This window comes from Polaribacter sp. Hel1_33_96, from assembly GCF_002846595.1.
GTDB lineage: Bacteria > Bacteroidota > Bacteroidia > Flavobacteriales > Flavobacteriaceae > Polaribacter.
Genome location: NZ_PJMV01000001.1, coordinates 1,126,746 through 1,143,414, shown reverse-complemented (window position 1 = coordinate 1,143,414; position 16,669 = coordinate 1,126,746). Strand labels below are relative to the sequence as shown.

17 protein-coding genes are annotated in these 16,669 nt (G+C 29.7%); 11 read left to right on the top strand and 6 right to left on the bottom strand.

Annotated elements, in window-relative coordinates; translation table 11 throughout:
• The first annotated feature begins 94 nt into the window (after positions 1-94).
• From ATE90_RS05085 to lptB, 4 genes are all read left to right on the top strand, one after another.
• Positions 95-1,063, top strand: a complete 969-nt coding sequence (locus ATE90_RS05085) for a KpsF/GutQ family sugar-phosphate isomerase (protein WP_036786604.1) — start codon at positions 95-97, stop codon at positions 1,061-1,063.
• Positions 1,063-1,875 carry a twin-arginine translocase subunit TatC gene (gene tatC / locus ATE90_RS05080; RefSeq protein ID WP_036786606.1) on the top strand — a complete coding sequence of 271 codons (813 nt, stop codon included), beginning with the start codon at positions 1,063-1,065 and terminating at the stop codon, positions 1,873-1,875. Before ATE90_RS05085 ends, tatC begins: the two co-directional genes overlap by 1 nt.
• Complete coding sequence (locus tag ATE90_RS05075) at positions 1,868-2,215, top strand: carboxymuconolactone decarboxylase family protein (RefSeq protein WP_036786608.1); 348 nt, start codon at positions 1,868-1,870, stop codon at positions 2,213-2,215. The genes tatC and ATE90_RS05075 overlap by 8 nt, the downstream gene beginning before the upstream one ends.
• Before the next feature lie 105 nt (positions 2,216-2,320).
• Positions 2,321-3,064, top strand: a complete 744-nt coding sequence (gene lptB, locus ATE90_RS05070; RefSeq protein ID WP_036786610.1) for an LPS export ABC transporter ATP-binding protein — start codon at positions 2,321-2,323, stop codon at positions 3,062-3,064.
• A 7-nt stretch (positions 3,065-3,071) separates the two neighbouring features.
• Here lptB and ATE90_RS05065 read toward each other — a convergent pair whose 3' ends face one another.
• Both ATE90_RS05065 and ATE90_RS05060 read right to left on the bottom strand, forming a co-directional pair.
• A complete protein-coding gene (locus ATE90_RS05065) occupies positions 3,072-4,283 on the bottom strand; it encodes a sensor histidine kinase (protein ID WP_101450977.1) in 1,212 nt (403 codons plus the stop codon).
• Positions 4,283-5,023 carry a CDP-alcohol phosphatidyltransferase family protein gene (locus ATE90_RS05060; RefSeq protein WP_180335174.1) on the bottom strand — a complete coding sequence of 247 codons (741 nt, stop codon included), beginning with the start codon at positions 5,021-5,023 and terminating at the stop codon, positions 4,283-4,285. Before ATE90_RS05060 ends, ATE90_RS05065 begins: the two co-directional genes overlap by 1 nt.
• A 178-nt stretch (positions 5,024-5,201) precedes the next feature.
• Here ATE90_RS05060 and ATE90_RS05055 point away from each other — a divergent pair, with 178 nt between their 5' ends.
• The 5 genes from ATE90_RS05055 (at position 5,202) to ATE90_RS05035 (ending at position 10,838) form a co-directional block, all read left to right on the top strand.
• A complete protein-coding gene (locus ATE90_RS05055) occupies positions 5,202-6,104 on the top strand; it encodes a YheT family hydrolase (RefSeq protein WP_235317738.1) in 903 nt (300 codons plus the stop codon).
• A 72-nt stretch (positions 6,105-6,176) separates the two neighbouring features.
• Positions 6,177-7,247, top strand: coding sequence for a PorV/PorQ family protein (locus tag ATE90_RS05050; RefSeq protein ID WP_036786616.1), 1,071 nt, complete (start codon positions 6,177-6,179; stop codon positions 7,245-7,247).
• A 5-nt stretch (positions 7,248-7,252) separates the two neighbouring features.
• The gene (locus ATE90_RS05045; protein ID WP_036786618.1) at positions 7,253-8,422 is read left to right on the top strand and encodes a lipoprotein N-acyltransferase Lnb domain-containing protein; all 1,170 of its coding nucleotides are present in this window, start codon (positions 7,253-7,255) and stop codon (positions 8,420-8,422) included.
• Positions 8,423-8,501: 79 nt separating this feature from the next.
• Positions 8,502-10,184 carry a glutamate formimidoyltransferase gene (ftcD, locus tag ATE90_RS05040; protein ID WP_036786620.1) on the top strand — a complete coding sequence of 561 codons (1,683 nt, stop codon included), beginning with the start codon at positions 8,502-8,504 and terminating at the stop codon, positions 10,182-10,184.
• Between the two features lie 186 nt (positions 10,185-10,370).
• Positions 10,371-10,838 carry a GNAT family N-acetyltransferase gene (locus tag ATE90_RS05035; protein WP_091954166.1) on the top strand — a complete coding sequence of 156 codons (468 nt, stop codon included), beginning with the start codon at positions 10,371-10,373 and terminating at the stop codon, positions 10,836-10,838.
• Here the strand turns inward: ATE90_RS05035 and aroQ are convergent.
• A complete protein-coding gene (aroQ, locus tag ATE90_RS05030; RefSeq protein WP_101450975.1) occupies positions 10,833-11,246 on the bottom strand; it encodes a type II 3-dehydroquinate dehydratase in 414 nt (137 codons plus the stop codon). The genes ATE90_RS05035 and aroQ overlap by 6 nt on opposite strands.
• 115 nt (positions 11,247-11,361) lie before the next feature.
• On the opposite strand from aroQ, the gene xerD reads away from it, so the two are divergent.
• Positions 11,362-12,273 carry a site-specific tyrosine recombinase XerD gene (gene xerD, locus ATE90_RS05025; RefSeq protein WP_091954169.1) on the top strand — a complete coding sequence of 304 codons (912 nt, stop codon included), beginning with the start codon at positions 11,362-11,364 and terminating at the stop codon, positions 12,271-12,273.
• Positions 12,274-12,422: 149 nt separating this feature from the next.
• On the opposite strand, the gene rny is transcribed toward xerD, so the two are convergent.
• The 3 genes from rny to ATE90_RS05005 form a co-directional block, all read right to left on the bottom strand.
• Entirely contained in the window at positions 12,423-13,991 is a 1,569-nt protein-coding gene (gene rny, locus ATE90_RS05020) for a ribonuclease Y (RefSeq protein WP_036786628.1), read from the bottom strand.
• Between the two features lie 226 nt (positions 13,992-14,217).
• Positions 14,218-14,508, bottom strand: a complete 291-nt coding sequence (locus tag ATE90_RS05010) for a cell division protein ZapA (RefSeq protein WP_036786630.1) — start codon at positions 14,506-14,508, stop codon at positions 14,218-14,220.
• A gap of 13 nt (positions 14,509-14,521) precedes the next feature.
• Positions 14,522-14,812 carry a hypothetical protein gene (locus tag ATE90_RS05005; protein ID WP_036786632.1) on the bottom strand — a complete coding sequence of 97 codons (291 nt, stop codon included), beginning with the start codon at positions 14,810-14,812 and terminating at the stop codon, positions 14,522-14,524.
• Between the two features lie 229 nt (positions 14,813-15,041).
• Between ATE90_RS05005 and ATE90_RS05000 the strand changes: the two genes are divergently transcribed.
• Positions 15,042-16,664, top strand: a complete 1,623-nt coding sequence (locus tag ATE90_RS05000; protein ID WP_235317739.1) for a M23 family metallopeptidase — start codon at positions 15,042-15,044, stop codon at positions 16,662-16,664.
• The last annotated feature ends 5 nt before the right edge of the window (positions 16,665-16,669 follow it).

Here is a 16,669-nt window from a genome sequence, read left to right as displayed (position 1 = left end):
CCTATATAGTTTCAAGAAACTTTTTTTTGTAGTAAATTTGTTCTTTTCCATATATAAAGATATAACTTTTTTTATTCTGATAAAAACATAAAGCTTGAAAGATAACTCTAACATTATTGCAAATGCAAAAAAAACAATTTTAACAGAAAGTAAAGCAATAGCCAATTTAGCCAATTTTATAGATTCAGCTTTTGAAGAAGCTGTTAAATTTATATACAATTCAAAAGGAAGAGTAATTGTCACTGGTATTGGCAAGAGCGCAAATATTGCTACGAAAATTGTTGCAACTTTTAATTCTACTGGCACTCCAGCAGTTTTTATGCATGCTGCCGATGCCATTCACGGGGATCTAGGAAATGTTTTAGAAGATGATGTTGTTATTTGCATTTCTAAAAGCGGCAATACTCCTGAAATAAAAGTATTAGTTCCATTAATAAAAAATTACGGAAATAAAATTATTGCGATTACCGGAAATATAGCTTCTTTCTTAGGTGAAAATGCTGATTTTCCTTTAAATACTTTTGTAGAAAAAGAAGCTTGCCCAAACAATTTAGCACCAACAACGAGTACAACTGCGCAGTTAGTGATGGGCGATGCTTTAGCAGTTTGTTTATTAGAATTAAAAGAATTTACAAGTAAAGACTTTGCAAAATATCATCCAGGAGGTGCTTTAGGAAAACGCTTGTATTTAAGAGTCTCTGATTTAATAAAAAATAATGAATTACCCCAGGTATCAGAAAATGATTCCGTTGTTAAAGTAATTGTTGAGATTTCAGAAAAACGTTTAGGAGTTACCGCCGTTATTAAAAATGATAAAATTATTGGTATAATTACTGATGGCGACCTTAGAAGGATGTTAAGTAAAACTACTGAAATTAATAATTTTACAGCAAAAGATATTATGGGTAATAACCCAAAAACAATAAATGAAAATGCTATGGCTATTGAAGCGTTAGATGCTTTAGAAAACAATAGTATTACTCAAATTTTAGTTACAGATGATACTAATAGATATGCAGGAGTTGTACATTTGCATGATTTAATTAAAGAAGGGATTTTCTAATGGCAGAGCAACAAAAAGAAATGTCATTTTTAGGACATTTAGAAGAACTACGATGGCATTTAGTACGAAGTGCAGGTGCTATTTTCATATTGGCTATCGTACTATTTGTGTTTGATAAACAGGTTTACGATCATTTTTTATTAGCACATATTCAACCAGACTTTATCACGTATCAACTATTTTGTGATTTCTTTAATTTGTTTGGCATGGATAGCTCCTTTTGTAATGTGAATTTTGCAGATAAAAAACTCCAAAGTATAAAAGTTACATCACAATTAATGAATTCTATTTGGTCTTCATTAATATTGGGAGTTATCGTTTCTTTCCCTTTTATTTTATGGGAGATTTGGCGTTTTGTATCTCCTGGTTTAACAAAAAAGGAAATTAAAAAATCGAGAGGATTTATATTTATAGCATCACTGCTTTTCTTTATTGGAGTGTTGTTTAGTTTTTATGTAATAGCACCAATATCTGTTCATTTCTTATATAATTATCAGATTACAGATGCCATTGAAAATAGTTTCACTTTAGAGTCTCATATAGGGTTAATAACAAATATGTTATTAGGTGTTTCAATATTATTTGAGTTACCAGTTTTAATTTTCTTTTTAACAAAAATCGGATTAATTACTCCAGAATTTTTAAAGAAATACAGAAAACATTCCTTAGTTTTTGTGTTAATTTTGGCCGCGATCATTACACCTCCAGATGTCGCAAGTCAAGTTATAGTGGCAATACCCATTCTTATTTTGTATGAAATAGGTATAATCGTTTCAAGAAGAGTTATTAAAAAACAACAAAAAGATGTCTAAAAAAGTACAAGAGTTTAATGAGTATCGTCAAAAAATGAACGATAAAATCTTAGCTTCTGATAACAAAGTTATTAAACGAATTTTTAATTTAGATACCAATGCTTTTAAAGAAGGTCACCTTCCAGTAAAAACAAAAGAGTTATTAGGTCTAGTGGCATCCACAGTTTTAAGGTGTGATGATTGTGTGCAATATCATTTAGAAGCAGCAATGAAAAATGGGGTTTCAAAAGAAGAAATGATGGAAACTATGTCTATTGCTAATTTAATTGGTGGCACAATTGTAATTCCACATTTAAGAAGAGCTGTTGAGTATTGGGAAGCACTTGAAAGTGAGGTTTAATTCTTTGTTCATGTAAATGTTTAAGAATGTTTTTAGTATCTTAAACACTATATTGATTACTTTTACACAGTTCTACAATTCTAAAATTGCACATTTCAAAAAAATATGATTTTAAGAGCAGAAAACATTCAAAAAATTTACGGAAGTAGAAAAGTTGTACAAGACATTTCTTTAGAAGTTAAGCAGGGTGAAATTATTGGACTTTTAGGTCCAAATGGAGCAGGAAAAACAACCTCTTTTTATATGATTGTTGGTATGGTAAAACCAAATGCTGGTCATATTTACTTAAATGACGAAGAAATTACTGGTGATGCCATGTACAAACGTGCACAAAAAGGAATTGGTTATTTAGCCCAGGAAGCGTCTGTTTTTAGAAAGTTATCTGTAGAAGATAATATTAAGTCTGTTTTACAATTCACAAACTTATCTAAAAAAGAACAAAAAATAAAGTTAGAATCTTTAATTGAAGAATTTAATATTGGTCATGTTCGTAAAAATAGAGGAGATTTACTTTCTGGAGGAGAAAGGCGTAGAACAGAAATTGCACGTTGTTTAGCATCTGACCCTAATTTTATTTTATTAGACGAACCTTTTGCTGGTGTTGACCCTATTGCTGTTGAAGATATCCAAAGTATTGTTGCTCAATTAAAAAACAAAAATATTGGTATTCTAATTACAGATCATGATGTGCAAGCAACGCTAGCAATTACAGACAAAACTTACTTAATGTATAATGGAAGTATCCTAAAAGAGGGAACCCCAGAAGAATTAGCGGCCGATGAAATGGTGCGTAAGGTTTATTTAGGTAAAGATTTTGAACTTAAAAAGAAGAAAACATTTAAACCTTAAACTTTAATTAATTACTTTCTCTTTTTGACAAGTTAAAATGAAAACAAACTCCTTTTTTGTATTCTTCTCGGTGCTTTAATTCTATTTTTCCTCCAAGCCTTTTTATGATAGATTTTACAGTAGTTAATCCTATACCCGTATTGTTGTTACCTGTATTATCTAACGTTTCAAACATTTTAAAAACTTTATTCCAATATTGCTCCTGAATTCCTGGACCATTATCTTCATAAACAAAATGATAACTATCTAGATCTTCTTTACACCTTATAGAAATTATTACATTTTCTTCATCAGAAAATTTTCTTGAATTAGAAATTAAATTTTGAAAGATTTGCAAAAGACCAATTTTTGAGCTGTACACTTCAATATCTAAAGGCTCAGAATTAATTAACAACTTATTTTCAAAATCAATGTTAATTCTAATACTATCTACTAGATCCTTTACATTAAATTTTTCATAGATAATATTTTCGCTTGCTACTTTAGAATCTTTTAAAATTTTAGTAACTAAATTATCCATATATAAAATTCTGTTAGAAATTAAGCTGACATACTCTTCTGCTTTTGTGTTTTTAAAAAGTTCAAAATGATCTTCTTTTAAAACATCCAACAAAAAATTCACCCCATTAATCGGTGATTTTAAATCATGAGTTAACCGATATGCAAAATCGTTTAATTGTTCATTTAACTTTAAATTTTGCTTATTTGACTCGGCTAATTCTCTGTTTTTTTTTCTTAATTCTAAAAGAGTAACCACTTGTTTCGCTAATAAACTTAAGCTTTCTTTTTGAGTATTGTTCAATTTTTTTGGCTCATTATCAATAACACATAAAGTTCCTAAAGAATAACCTTCTGAGCTATTTAATGGAGCACCAGCATAAAAAACTACATTAAGATCACTGGTGATTAATGAACTATCAAAAAAACGTTTGTCTTTGCGTGCATCATTAATGATAAATAATTCATCTGGCTGCAAAATACTATGAGCACAAAAAGAAAATTCTCTAGGAGTTTCTGTCGCATTTAAGCCATGTTTGGACTTAAACCACTGCCTACTTTCATCAATAATAGAAATAAGTGCAATAGGAGTATTACAAATAACAGAAGCTATTTTTGTGATAGCGTCGTACTCTTCTTCCGGTAGCGTATCTAAAATATGATAACTTTTTAAATTCTTTAACCTTTTAGCTTCATTTGGGGGGATATTAGCCGGTTTCATTATTGATTATTTTTTTTGGGAAATACTTTTTTAATTAAGGATAAAAGCACATAGATTACAATAATAATTGGTATCGATAAAAAGTGAATAGTTCCAATTAATATGATAGAAATTGAAAGAAAAATATATTTAATACTGTTATTTTTTATAGAATAATCTTTAAATTTTAAAGAAAATAAATGCAATTCTGCATGCATCAAATAACTTAAAACAAAGGTTACACCAATTAAAAAATAATTGTTCATAATTAAATCTTTCACAAAATCAACATCACTATATTCTGTAATTAAAGGTAATGAAAGAACAAACAAAGACATTGCCGGAGTTGGTAAACCAATAAAGGAGTCTGATTGTCTGGTATCAATATTAAATTTTGCCAATCTAAAACCTGCTGCTAATGTTAGTAGCATACCAAATAAAGGGATATCGAATATTTGTACCGCTGAATTCATAATGTTTGGTTTATCTATTAAATTATCTTGCAATAATTTATACATAATAATACCTGGTACAACCCCACTTGTAACCATGTCAGCTAAAGAATCTAATTGTTTACCTAATTCTCCAGAAACTTTTAGCAATCGGGCTACAAAACCATCAAAAAAATCAAAAATAATTCCAATACAAACAAATAATGCTGCCATTTTGTAATCTCCTTCTACCGCAAAAATTACAGCCACAGTTCCTGAAAGAAGATTGCCTAATGTAATAAAATTTGGAATTTGTTTACCTATGCTCATTTATAGATTATAATTTAAAAGCTAAAGTAAGAAATCAAAATTTGTTTGTTTTCTAATTCGTTAAATTTTTGTCATATTTGTAAAAATAAAAAGGTCTATGCCAGTTTTTACATCAAATTTCTTACCTACAATACCGTTTCGAAATGGCCATTTTAACACTATGTACAGGCCCCTTTTCATGAAAGATACTGCAACTTACACAAGAAAAAGAATTTCAACGTGGGATCATGATTTTATTGATTTGGATTTTTCTTTTGTAGGTTCTGAAACCTTGATTTTATTAATTCATGGTTTAGAAGGAAGCTCAAATTCTAAATATATAGCAGCCAACACTAACCATTTAAATTGCAAGGGATTAGATACCGTTTGTTTTAATCTAAGAGGTTGTAGTGGTGAAGATAATTTACAACTTGCAACCTATCATAGTGGAAAAACTGAAGATGTAAGTTTTGTTGTAGATTATTTATTAGAAAATTACAATTACAAAAACATTGTAATTGTTGGATTTAGTTTAGGAGGAAATTTAACCTTAAAATATATTGGCGAAAAAGGTGAAAGTATTTCGTCAATAATCAAAGGTGGAATTGCAGTTTCTGTTCCTATAGATATTGCTTCTGCAGAATTAGAAATGGATAAATTAAAAAACAAATTATATATCGAAATGTTTTTTAAAACAATGAAAAACAAAGTTTTAGAAAAAGCTTTCAAATTCCCAGAATATAAATTAGATCAAGAGAAACTTTTTAAAGCAACCAAATTTAAACATTTAGAGTATTTATACACAGTACCTGTTTTTGGTTTTAAAAGTCCTGAAGACTACTGGGAAAAAGCAAGTTCCAAACCTTACCTTTCTAAAATTAGAAAACCAACTTTATTAATCAATGCAAAAGATGACACTTTTTTATCAAGGGAATGTTATCCTTATCAAGAAGCAAAAAACTCAAAATTTTTCTTTTTTGAAGAAACAAAATTTGGTGGACATGTTGGCTTTATGACCTCTTTTAAACCCGAAGAGAATAAATGGTTAGAATTTAGAATTGAACGTTTTATAAAGGAAAATATTGAATTAGATATTTTGTAAACAATATCTATAAAAAACTATAGTTATTTTAATAGGTTTTAAGATATTTGTTATACTTAACTTTCAATACTTGTGAAGTACAAAATATTTATTTATTTATTTGTTTTACCGCTTCTTCTAAATGCGCAAACTTTTAGAAATTATTCCAATGAATTTTTAAACATTGGAGTAGATGCAGCGGCTTTAGGGATGAGTAAAACAGTTGTAGCAACTACAAATAATGTAAATGCTATATACTGGAACCCTGCAGGACTAGTGGGTATAGAAGACTACCAAGGCTCTTTAATGCACGCTTCTTATTTTGCAGGAATTGCTAATTATAATCATGCCGCTTTTGCAATGCCCATAGATGCTAAAAGTGCTTTGGGAATTTCAATAATTCGTTTTGGAGTCGATGATATTTTAAATACAACAGAATTAATTGATAGTCAAGGAAATATAGATTTTAACAGAATTAGTTTATTTTCTTCCGCAGATTATGCTTTTAATTTTGCTTATGCTCGAAATTTACTTTTTAAGGATGTTAATTTTGGAGTAAATGCAAAAATAGTAAGAAGAATTATTGGAGATTTTGCTTCTTCTTGGGGTTTTGGTTTTGATGCAGGTATTCAGTTTGAAAGAAATAATTGGAAATTCGGAATCATGGCAAGAGACATTACAACCACTTTTAATAGTTGGGCAATTAATGAAGAGGAATTCAATAAGATTAAAGATGCCATTCCTGGTCAAAATCAAGAATTACCAGAATCCACAGAAATTACAAAACCAAAAATACAATTAGGTATTGCAAAAGAATTTAGAATTGGACGATTTTTCAACCTTCAAACAGAAGTAGATTTAAATATTCGTTTTGAACAAACTAATGATATTTTCTCATCAAATGTTGGAAGTATAGACCCGGCTATTGGGTTTCAATTAGATTACGATAAACTTGTATATTTACGTCTAGGAGTTGGTAATTTTCAATATATCACTGAATTCAACAATTCAAAATCACTTTCTTTACAACCAAATTTTGGAGTTGGCTTTACCTATCAAGGTATTCAAATAGATTATGCCTTAACAAATATTGGTAGTGTCGGTAATGCTTTATTTTCAAATATTTTTTCAATAACTATTGATTATAGCTTTTTTAGACGCTAAAAATTATGAAAAAAAACTACTTACTACTATTCTTTTTCTTTCTACTTACAAAATCACTTTTTGCACAAATAAACCTTTCTGTATATTCTGAAGTTAGTATTATTACCGCCGGTCCAGGAATAGAATTGTATGAAGCTTTTGGTCATTCTGCAATAAGAATTAAAGATCCTGTTTTAAGATTAGATTTAATTTATAATTATGGGATGTTTGATTTTAACGCTCCTAATTTTGAATTAAATTTCACTAAAGGAAATTTGATTTATAGCATGGGGCGCTATAATTTTAGAGACTTTTTAGCAGGTTACAAAAGAGACAAACGTTGGGTAAAACAACAAGTTTTAAATTTAACCCAAGAAGAACGACAATCTTTTTTTATCTATTTAGAAAATAATGCTTTACCAGAAAATAAAAATTATAATTATGATCCGTACTTTGATAATTGTGCCACAAAATTAAGAGACATTACCACTGCTATTTTAGGTGATAAAGTTGTTTTAAGTAATAAAAATATAAATGAAAGACGTTCTTTTAGACAACTAATGGATAGAGAAATTCCTTGGAACACTTGGGGAAGTTTTGGAATAAATTTAGCTTTAGGAAGTAAATTAGATCAAAAGGCAAATTTCACACAATACATGTACCTGCCTGATTATGTATATTCTATATTTAAAAACAGTGCTATATTTATTGAAAATAAGCCTAAAAAATTGATTAAAAGGGAAGATGTTTTATTAGAGTTCAAGGAATTAAAGCAAGAAATTTCAATATTTAATCCATTTCTAATATTTAGTGTCATTTCTTTCATTGGCATCTTCGTTACTTTTTCTGATTTTAAGAACAAAAAAAGATCAAAATGGATGGATTTCATCTTACTATTCATTACTGGACTCATAGGATGTGTGATTTGTTTTCTTTGGTTTTTTACCGACCATTCGACAGCACCTAATAACTTCAATTTTTTATGGGCATTTGCTCCTAATTTAATAATCGCATTTTTAATGCTCAAGGTTCATCAAAAAAAATGGTTGAAATCTTATGTTAGATTTTCATTTTTTCTGCTGTTTATCATTCCAATACTTTGGGTTTTAGGAGTTCAATTATTTCCAATTGCTATCATTCCATTCTTAATTTTACTCTTGTTTAGATATGCCTATTTATCAAAAACATTGAATTAGTATATTACTTTTCATTTTTTAATAAAAATTTTAGATTTCTTTAGGTGAAAATTTTACATTTGATAAAAATTCACCAAACATGCATAGACAACTTATAGAATGCGTACCTAATATTAGCGAAGGTAGAGACATCAATAAAATACAAACGATTGCGAATATCGTAAAAACTGTAGAAGGTGTAAAACTGCTTGATATAGATCCCGGAAAAGCGACTAACAGAACTGTAATCACCTTTGTTGGCGAACCAGAAAAGGTAATTGAAGCTGCTTTTAGGTTGATAAGAAAAGCATCAGAATTGATTGACATGAGCAAACAAACCGGAGAACATCCACGTTTTGGAGCTACCGATGTTTGTCCTTTAGTTCCAATTGCAAATATTTCTATGGAAGAAACTGCAAAGTATGCGCATCAATTAGGAAAAAGAGTTGGTGAAGAATTAGGCATTTCTGGTTATTTTTATGAAAATGCAGCAACTTCTAATGAGCGTAAAAACCTAGCTACAGTTCGTTCTGGAGAATATGAAGGTTTAAAAGAAAAGTTATCTAAAGCGAATTGGAAACCAGATTTTGGCCCAACTCAATACAATGAACAAATTATTTCATCCGGAGTAACGGCAATTTCTGCCCGTGATTTCTTGATTGCTTACAATGTAAATTTAAATTCAACATCCACAAGACGTGCAAATGCAATTGCTTTTGACATCCGTGAAAATGGAAGAGCTAAATTAGTTGAAGGAAAAAAAGTATTAGACAAAGACGGTAACCCTGAGAGAATTCCCGGTAAATTAAAAGCTGTAAAAGGTATTGGTTGGTTTATTGAGGAATATGGAATTGCGCAAATTTCGTATAACCTAACCAATATTACAATCACTTCTATGCATGAAGCTTTTTATGAGACTGATGTCGCGGCAACAAAACGTGGTTTGCGGGTAACAGGTTCAGAATTGGTAGGTTTAGTTCCTTTGCAAGCAATGTTAGATGCTGCAGATTTTTATCTTAAAAAACAAGAACGCTCTTTGGGTATAAGTGAAAATGAGAAAATAAAAATTGCTATTAAGTCTCTAGGCTTAGATGATTTAAAGCCTTTTAACCCACAAGAAAGAATCATTGAATATGTGATGAATGCTGATGCGCAAAAAAAGTTAATTGACTTTAGCGTTAAAGATTTTGCTGAAGAAACTGCATCCGAATCTATGGCTCCTGGAGGCGGCAGTATTGCTGCTTACGTAGGTACTCTAGGTGTTTCTTTAGGAGCTATGGTTGCAAATTTATCTGCACACAAACCTGGTTGGGATTCTAAATGGGAGTATTTCTCTAATTGGGCAGAAAAAGGGCAACAATACAAAAATGATTTGTTATTCTTAGTTGATGAAGACACCAATGCTTTTAATAAAATTATTGATGGCTTTAGAATGCCAAAAACCAATAATGAAGAAATTGAAATAAGAAAACAAGCAATTGAAGATGCAACAAAATATGCTACTGAAATTCCTTTTAAAGTTATGGAAACTGCCTGTAATTCTATAGAAGTGATGTTGGAAATGATGAAAAATGGATTGCAGAATTCACTTTCAGATGGTGGTGTTGGCGTTTTGTGTGCTAAAACAGCTGTTACCGGGGCCTATTTTAACGTTCGTATAAATGCAAAAGATATTAAAGACAGAAAATTTGCGGAAACTATTTTAGCAAAAGCAGAAGATATCTATCAACAAACGATTGGTTTAGAAAACGAAATGATGCAAATTATAAACTCAAAAATTTAATTTATTTTTGGCACTCTTTTCTGCACTGAAACTGAAAAATTTTAGTGGAGAAAAGTCGAGCTTTTTGTTTCAATCTTTTTTATGTGTACTACATATTTTTATTTTTCCTTTATCACTTCAAAATAAAAACTAAAACTGACATAAATAAGGATTTTCACTTCAATCCCTAATGCAAACTTATATACTATGAAAATAGAAAATCTAGAGATTATAGCGTACCAACCTCAATTGGCAATTCATTTTTATAAGTTAAATGTGGAGTGGCTGGAAAAATATTTTTATGTAGAGCCTTATGATCAAAAGGTTTTAAGCAATCCAAAAAAATATGTAATTGATCCTGGAGGCTTTATCTTTTTTGCAAAATATAACAGTGAAATTATTGGTGTAGTTGCTTTAATCAATCAAAAAACATTTTTTGAGTTGAGTAAAATGGCGGTTTCACCAAAATACCAGGGCTTAAAAATTGGTCAAAAATTAATGACTTTCTGTATAGAATTTGCTCAAAATCAAGAATGGAAAAGCATCACTTTATATTCTCATAGAAAATTAGTTCCTGCAATAAACTTGTATAGAAAAATTGGTTTTAAAGAGGTTACTTTGGAAGAAAATTCTCATTATGAGCGTTCAAGTATTAAAATGCTTTTAAAATTATAAGAAACTCTGGACGGCCAACTCATATCCTTTTAACCCAAATCCGAACAGAACACCTTTTGCTGCAGGAGCAATAAAACTATGATGTCTAAACTCTTCACGAGCATGTACATTAGAAATATGCAGTTCAACAACTGGCGCATGTATGCCTTTAACGGCATCTCCAATACCAACAGAAGTATGTGTGTATGCCGCTGCATTTAAGATTATCCCATCATAATCAAAACCAACCTCATGTAATTTATCAATAATTTCTCCTTCTATATTAGATTGAAAATAAGACAATTCTACATTCTTAAATTTTAATTGCAGAGCTATAAAGAAATCTTCAAAAGTTTGAGAGCCATATATTTCTGGTTCTCTTTTTCCTAATAAATTTAAATTAGGTCCGTTTATGATGATAATTTTCATATTGCTAAAATATAACAAATAAAAAAAAAACTGTATTTTAAAAAGTAAATAATTCATTTATAGTAATTTTCAGGTTTTGGTCTTTGTAATACAATAAATTTAATACCTTGTGATTATGAAATGGCAAAACGCGATTAGAGATTATCAATTGTTTTTAAAAATTGAAAGAGGTTTATCTCAAAACACTATTGATAGTTATTCTAGAGACTTGGATAAATTAACCTTGTTTTTAGAAGAAAATGAAATCAATCTCTCTCCTATCTCTATTACTGAAACTAATATTCAACAATTTATTTATAATGTTGCTAAAAAAGTAAACCCAAGAAGTCAAGCAAGAATAATTTCTGGTTTACGAAGTTTTTTTGATTATTTAATTTTTGAGGATTATAGAAAAACAAATCCAACAGACTTAATAGAAGCTCCAAAAATTGGAAGAAAATTACCAGATACATTGTCTGAAGATGAAATAAATGAACTTATTACTGCAGTTGATTTAAGTCATCCTCAAGGAGAAAGAAATAGAACAATTTTAGAAACAATGTATAGTTGTGGTTTGCGTGTTAGCGAGCTCATCACCTTAAAAATTTCTGATTTATTCTTTGAAGAAGGTTTTATAAAAGTAACTGGAAAAGGCAATAAAGAACGTTTTGTACCGATTCATTATCGTGCTCAAAAATATATTTCTATGTATATTACTGAAATTAGAAGTCATCTAAAAACGACTAAAGGCTTTGAAGACACGCTCTTTTTAAACAGACGTGGTAAAGGTTTAACTCGTCAAATGATATTTACTATTTTAAAAGATTTAACTATTAAAATCAATTTAAACAAAAAAATAAGTCCGCATACTTTACGTCATTCTTTCGCAACTCATTTATTAAAAAATGGTGCAGACTTAAGAGCGATACAGCAAATGCTTGGACATGAAAGCATCACTACTACTGAAGTATATGTTCATTTAGACAATAGTTATTTAAAAGAAGTTGTAGAAACTTTTCATCCTAGAAAGATCCTTCCTGAGCTTTAGATTTTGTGAGTACCTAATATAAAGCAGAAAAGATGTTCTTACTCATAAAGAAATTTTAAACTAAAAAAAAATTCCTACTTCAAAAGCAGGAATTTATTAAAAATATAAGTTTAAGTATTTACTCTTCCCTAAGAAAAGAATAATAGTAACTACTTAGCAACATTTACAGCTCTTGTTTCTCTAATTACAGTTACTTTTACTTGACCTGGGTACGTCATATCATTTTGAATTTTTTGTGAAATATTAAATGATAATTCAGCGGCTTTCGTATCATTAACTTTACCACTTTCTACCATAACACGTAATTCACGACCAGCCTGAATAGCATAAGCTTTTTGAACACCTGTAAAGCCAAAAGCAATTTCTTCTAAATCTTTTAAACGTTGGATGTAAGAATCCAGTACTTGACGCCTTGCCCCTGGTCTTGCCCCTGAAATCGCATCACAAACTTGCACAATTGGAGACAATAAACTCTTCATTTCTATTTCATCATGATGGGCTCCAATTGCATTACAAACCTCTTCTTTTTCTCCATATTTTTCAGCCCATTGCATTCCTAAAAGTGCATGAGGAAGTTCACTTTCTGATTCTGGCACTTTACCTATATCATGCAAAAGACCAGCTCTTTTTGCCAATTTTGAGTTTAAGCCCATTTCAGAAGCCATAATTCCACAAAGGTTTGAAACTTCACGCGAGTGCTGTAACAAGTTTTGACCATAAGAAGAGCGGTATTTCATTCGTCCAACAGTTTTAATCAATTCTGGATGTAAACCATGAATACCTAAATCTATAACTGTTCTTTTACCCACCTCTATAATTTCTTGGGTAATTTGCTTTTCAGTCTTTTTAACAATTTCTTCAATTCTAGCCGGGTGAATTCGACCATCAGTAACCAATTTATGCATTGCTAAACGCGCAATTTCTCTTCGAACAGGATCAAAACAGGACAAAATAATTGCTTCTGGAGTATCATCAACAATAATTTCTACACCCGTTGCAGCTTCTAAAGCTCTAATATTACGACCTTCTCTACCAATAATTCGCCCTTTAACATCATCAGATTCAAGATTAAAGACAGATACGCAATTTTCTACTGCTTGCTCAACACCTACCCTTTGAATAGTGCCTAAAATAATTTTTCTTGCCTCTTGTTCTGCTGTTAATTTTGACTCTTCTATAGACGTCTGTACAAAAGCCATTGCTTCTGACTTAGCTTCTTCTTTCAAAGAAGATACAAGCTCCTTTTTTGCCTCATCTGCAGATAAACCAGAAATTTGTTCTAGCATGTCTACATGACGTTTATGCATTTTATCAAGATCACTTTCCTTATTCTCTAAGAAATCTAACTTAAAATTGTAATCTTTTTCTTTTTGCTCTAAAGATTGATTTAACCGTTTATTTTTATCAACTTCTGAAGCCACTTTAGATTCTCTATCTCGAATTCTTTTCTCTACATCTGAAATCTTTTTTTCTCTAGATAAAATTACTTTTTCATGTTCTGATTTCAGTTCAATAAATTTTTCTTTTGCTTGTAATATTTTATCTTTTTTAACTGATTCTGCGTCTATTTTTGCTTCCTTTAAAATAGTTGCAGCTTCTTTTTTAGTAACGTCAAGCATCTTTTTTCCTTTCGATTTTTCCATCAATCTAAAGATTATAAAACCTATTACTGCTCCTGCTAAAACTCCCATAATAATGGGAAGTATCATATCATCCATAATTTAAATTTAATATAAAAAAAAGCCTACACTAGTTGGGTTTTTAAACTCCAAAATGACATTTATAGGACTAACTAACCGTTCAAGACTCCATTTAAATATTAAACAAGTTCAATATTAATGGCATGCTTTTGCAGTTAAGACTCATCCTTCATAATAGAATAGTGTTGAGTTTAATAAACAATTACTAACGTAGGCAGTGTGTTGTTAATGTATTTTAATGAACTTACTTTAAATGAGAACTTACCAATTTAGTAAGTTCACTTATTTTTTCTATTTCTTCTTTTTTTGTGTGGTTTTTATCCAAAGATAATATTTCTAATTTAGATGCAAATTGCAGAGCAGACATTGCTAAAACATCTTGTTTATCGCTAACGGCGTAATTTTGCTCATACATAGAAATTAGATTATTAATTGCTATTGCAGCTTTACGCATCCCCTCTTCTTCTTTAATGTTATTAACGCTTAAAGGATAAGTTCTGCCTGCAATTACAATATTAATCTTTAGTTTTTCCACAATGTAAAGAACTTTATTCTTGTAACTGAATAATACACTTATCAATTTCTCTAATCAATGTATTTATTTTCAGTTTTGTATCTTTAGTATTTGTACTACTGCCTTCAATAGTTTTAGCAATTTTCAGCATATCAAATTCTTTTTTTTGCGCTACTAAATTTTGCTCTTTTTCTAAAAGTTGATGTTGTAATTTTGTGTTATTTTGAAGCAATATTTGATTTTCACTTTTTAAAAACTCATAATTAGAAAGTAGTATTTTTAACTTATCTTCCAGTAAATGAATTGCTTCTATCGTATTACTCATCTTACATTTTAGAATAATCTATCTCTACAAAGTTAACATTCTGTTTTATACTTTACAACATTTTATCACTTTTTTACTAATTCACTGAAATTAAACAAATTATAAAAACAATGATTTTCACTATTTTTACCGAAATAATAAATGCATTTTGAAAAAACTACTAGTTCCCTCCATTTTATTGCTTCATTTTTTATGTTTTTCTCAAGAAAAATATCCAAAGAATTATTTTATGAACCCTTTAGATATACCAATTCTTTTATCTGGTTCATTTGGTGAATTACGCAGCAATCATTTTCATGCAGGTTTAGATATTAAAACGCTAGGAAAGGAAGGCTTACATGTTTTTGCTGCGGCAAATGGTTATGTTTCCCGAATAAAAGTGCAGCAGTTTGGCTATGGAAAAGCGATTTACATTACACATCCAAATGGATATACAACTGTCTATGGTCATCTAAGCAAATTTACTGATGCAATTGAACAATATGTAAAATCAATTCAATATAAAAAAGAAAATTATGCTACTGGAAACTTATATTTTAAAAAAGATAAATTCCCTATAAAAAAAGGAGAAATAATTGCTTATTCTGGTGATACTGGTGGCTCTGGAGGACCACATTTACATTATGAGATTAGAAATACTGCTACAGAATATGTTATAAACCCGCTCTTATTTGGCTTGAAAGTTGAAGACACAAAAGCTCCTGTTTTTCAAGCCCTCAAAGTGTATGCTTTAAGTTCAGATGCAAGAATCAACCAACAAAGAAAAAGCTACCAAATCCCCATTAAAAGTATTGGTAAAGGCAAATATACTGCTGGTAGAATTACTGCAAGTGCTCTGATTGGTTTTGGGGTTAGTGTTTTTGATCGATTTAACAAAGCACCAAATAAAAATGGAATCTATAGTTTAGAGATGCTGGTAAATGGTAAACGTTTTTACTATCATGATGTAGAAACTTTTTCATTTGCAGAAAGTAAATTTTTAAATTTACATATTGACTATGAACATTTTAAAAAATACAAAAGACGATATCAAAAAACACATAAAGCAACTTCAAATACTTTATCTACGTATGAAGACTTGATAAATAATGGGAAAATCAATATCCAAAAAAATTTAAACTATGCAATAGAAATTATTGCAAAAGATTTTGAAGGAAACCTAAGTTCCCTTAAAATTCCTGTTGCGGGAAAAGAAAGCAACGCTATTTTCACGAATCAAAAAGATACAACAGCTTATAATGTGATTGCTAAGAATTTTAATAAGTTCAAACAACAAAATGTAACGATTGCTTTTCCTAAAAATACTTTTTATGAAGATGTATATTTAGATTTTAATGTTGATAAAGAAATCGCAAAAATTCATACACCAACAATTCCTTTAGATAAAAGTTTTACATTAACGTTTAATGTTTCTAAGTATTCTGAAGCTGAAAAACAATCCTTATATATTGCAAACGTTGAATATCCAAAATACCCAAGATATCAATATACCAGAAAAAAAGACAGTACTTTTTTTATTACAACAAAAATTCTAGGCAATTACACCTTACTTTCAGACACTATAAAACCTACCATTAAATTGTTATACCTCCAAGATCAACAATGGATTTCAAATGCTAAAACACTAAAAGTTAAAATTGCTGATATTGATTCTGGTATTAAAAACTACCGAGCAACTATTGATGGAGAATGGATTTTAATGCAATACAATCATAAAAAAAGAATTTTAACCTATAATTTTAGTGATAAAAAATTGGTTGGTAGCAAACATATCTTTAAAATTGTAGTCTCAGACAATGTAGGAAATACGAATGAGCTTTCTGCAACGTTCTTTAAGAAACAAATAAACTAACTTTT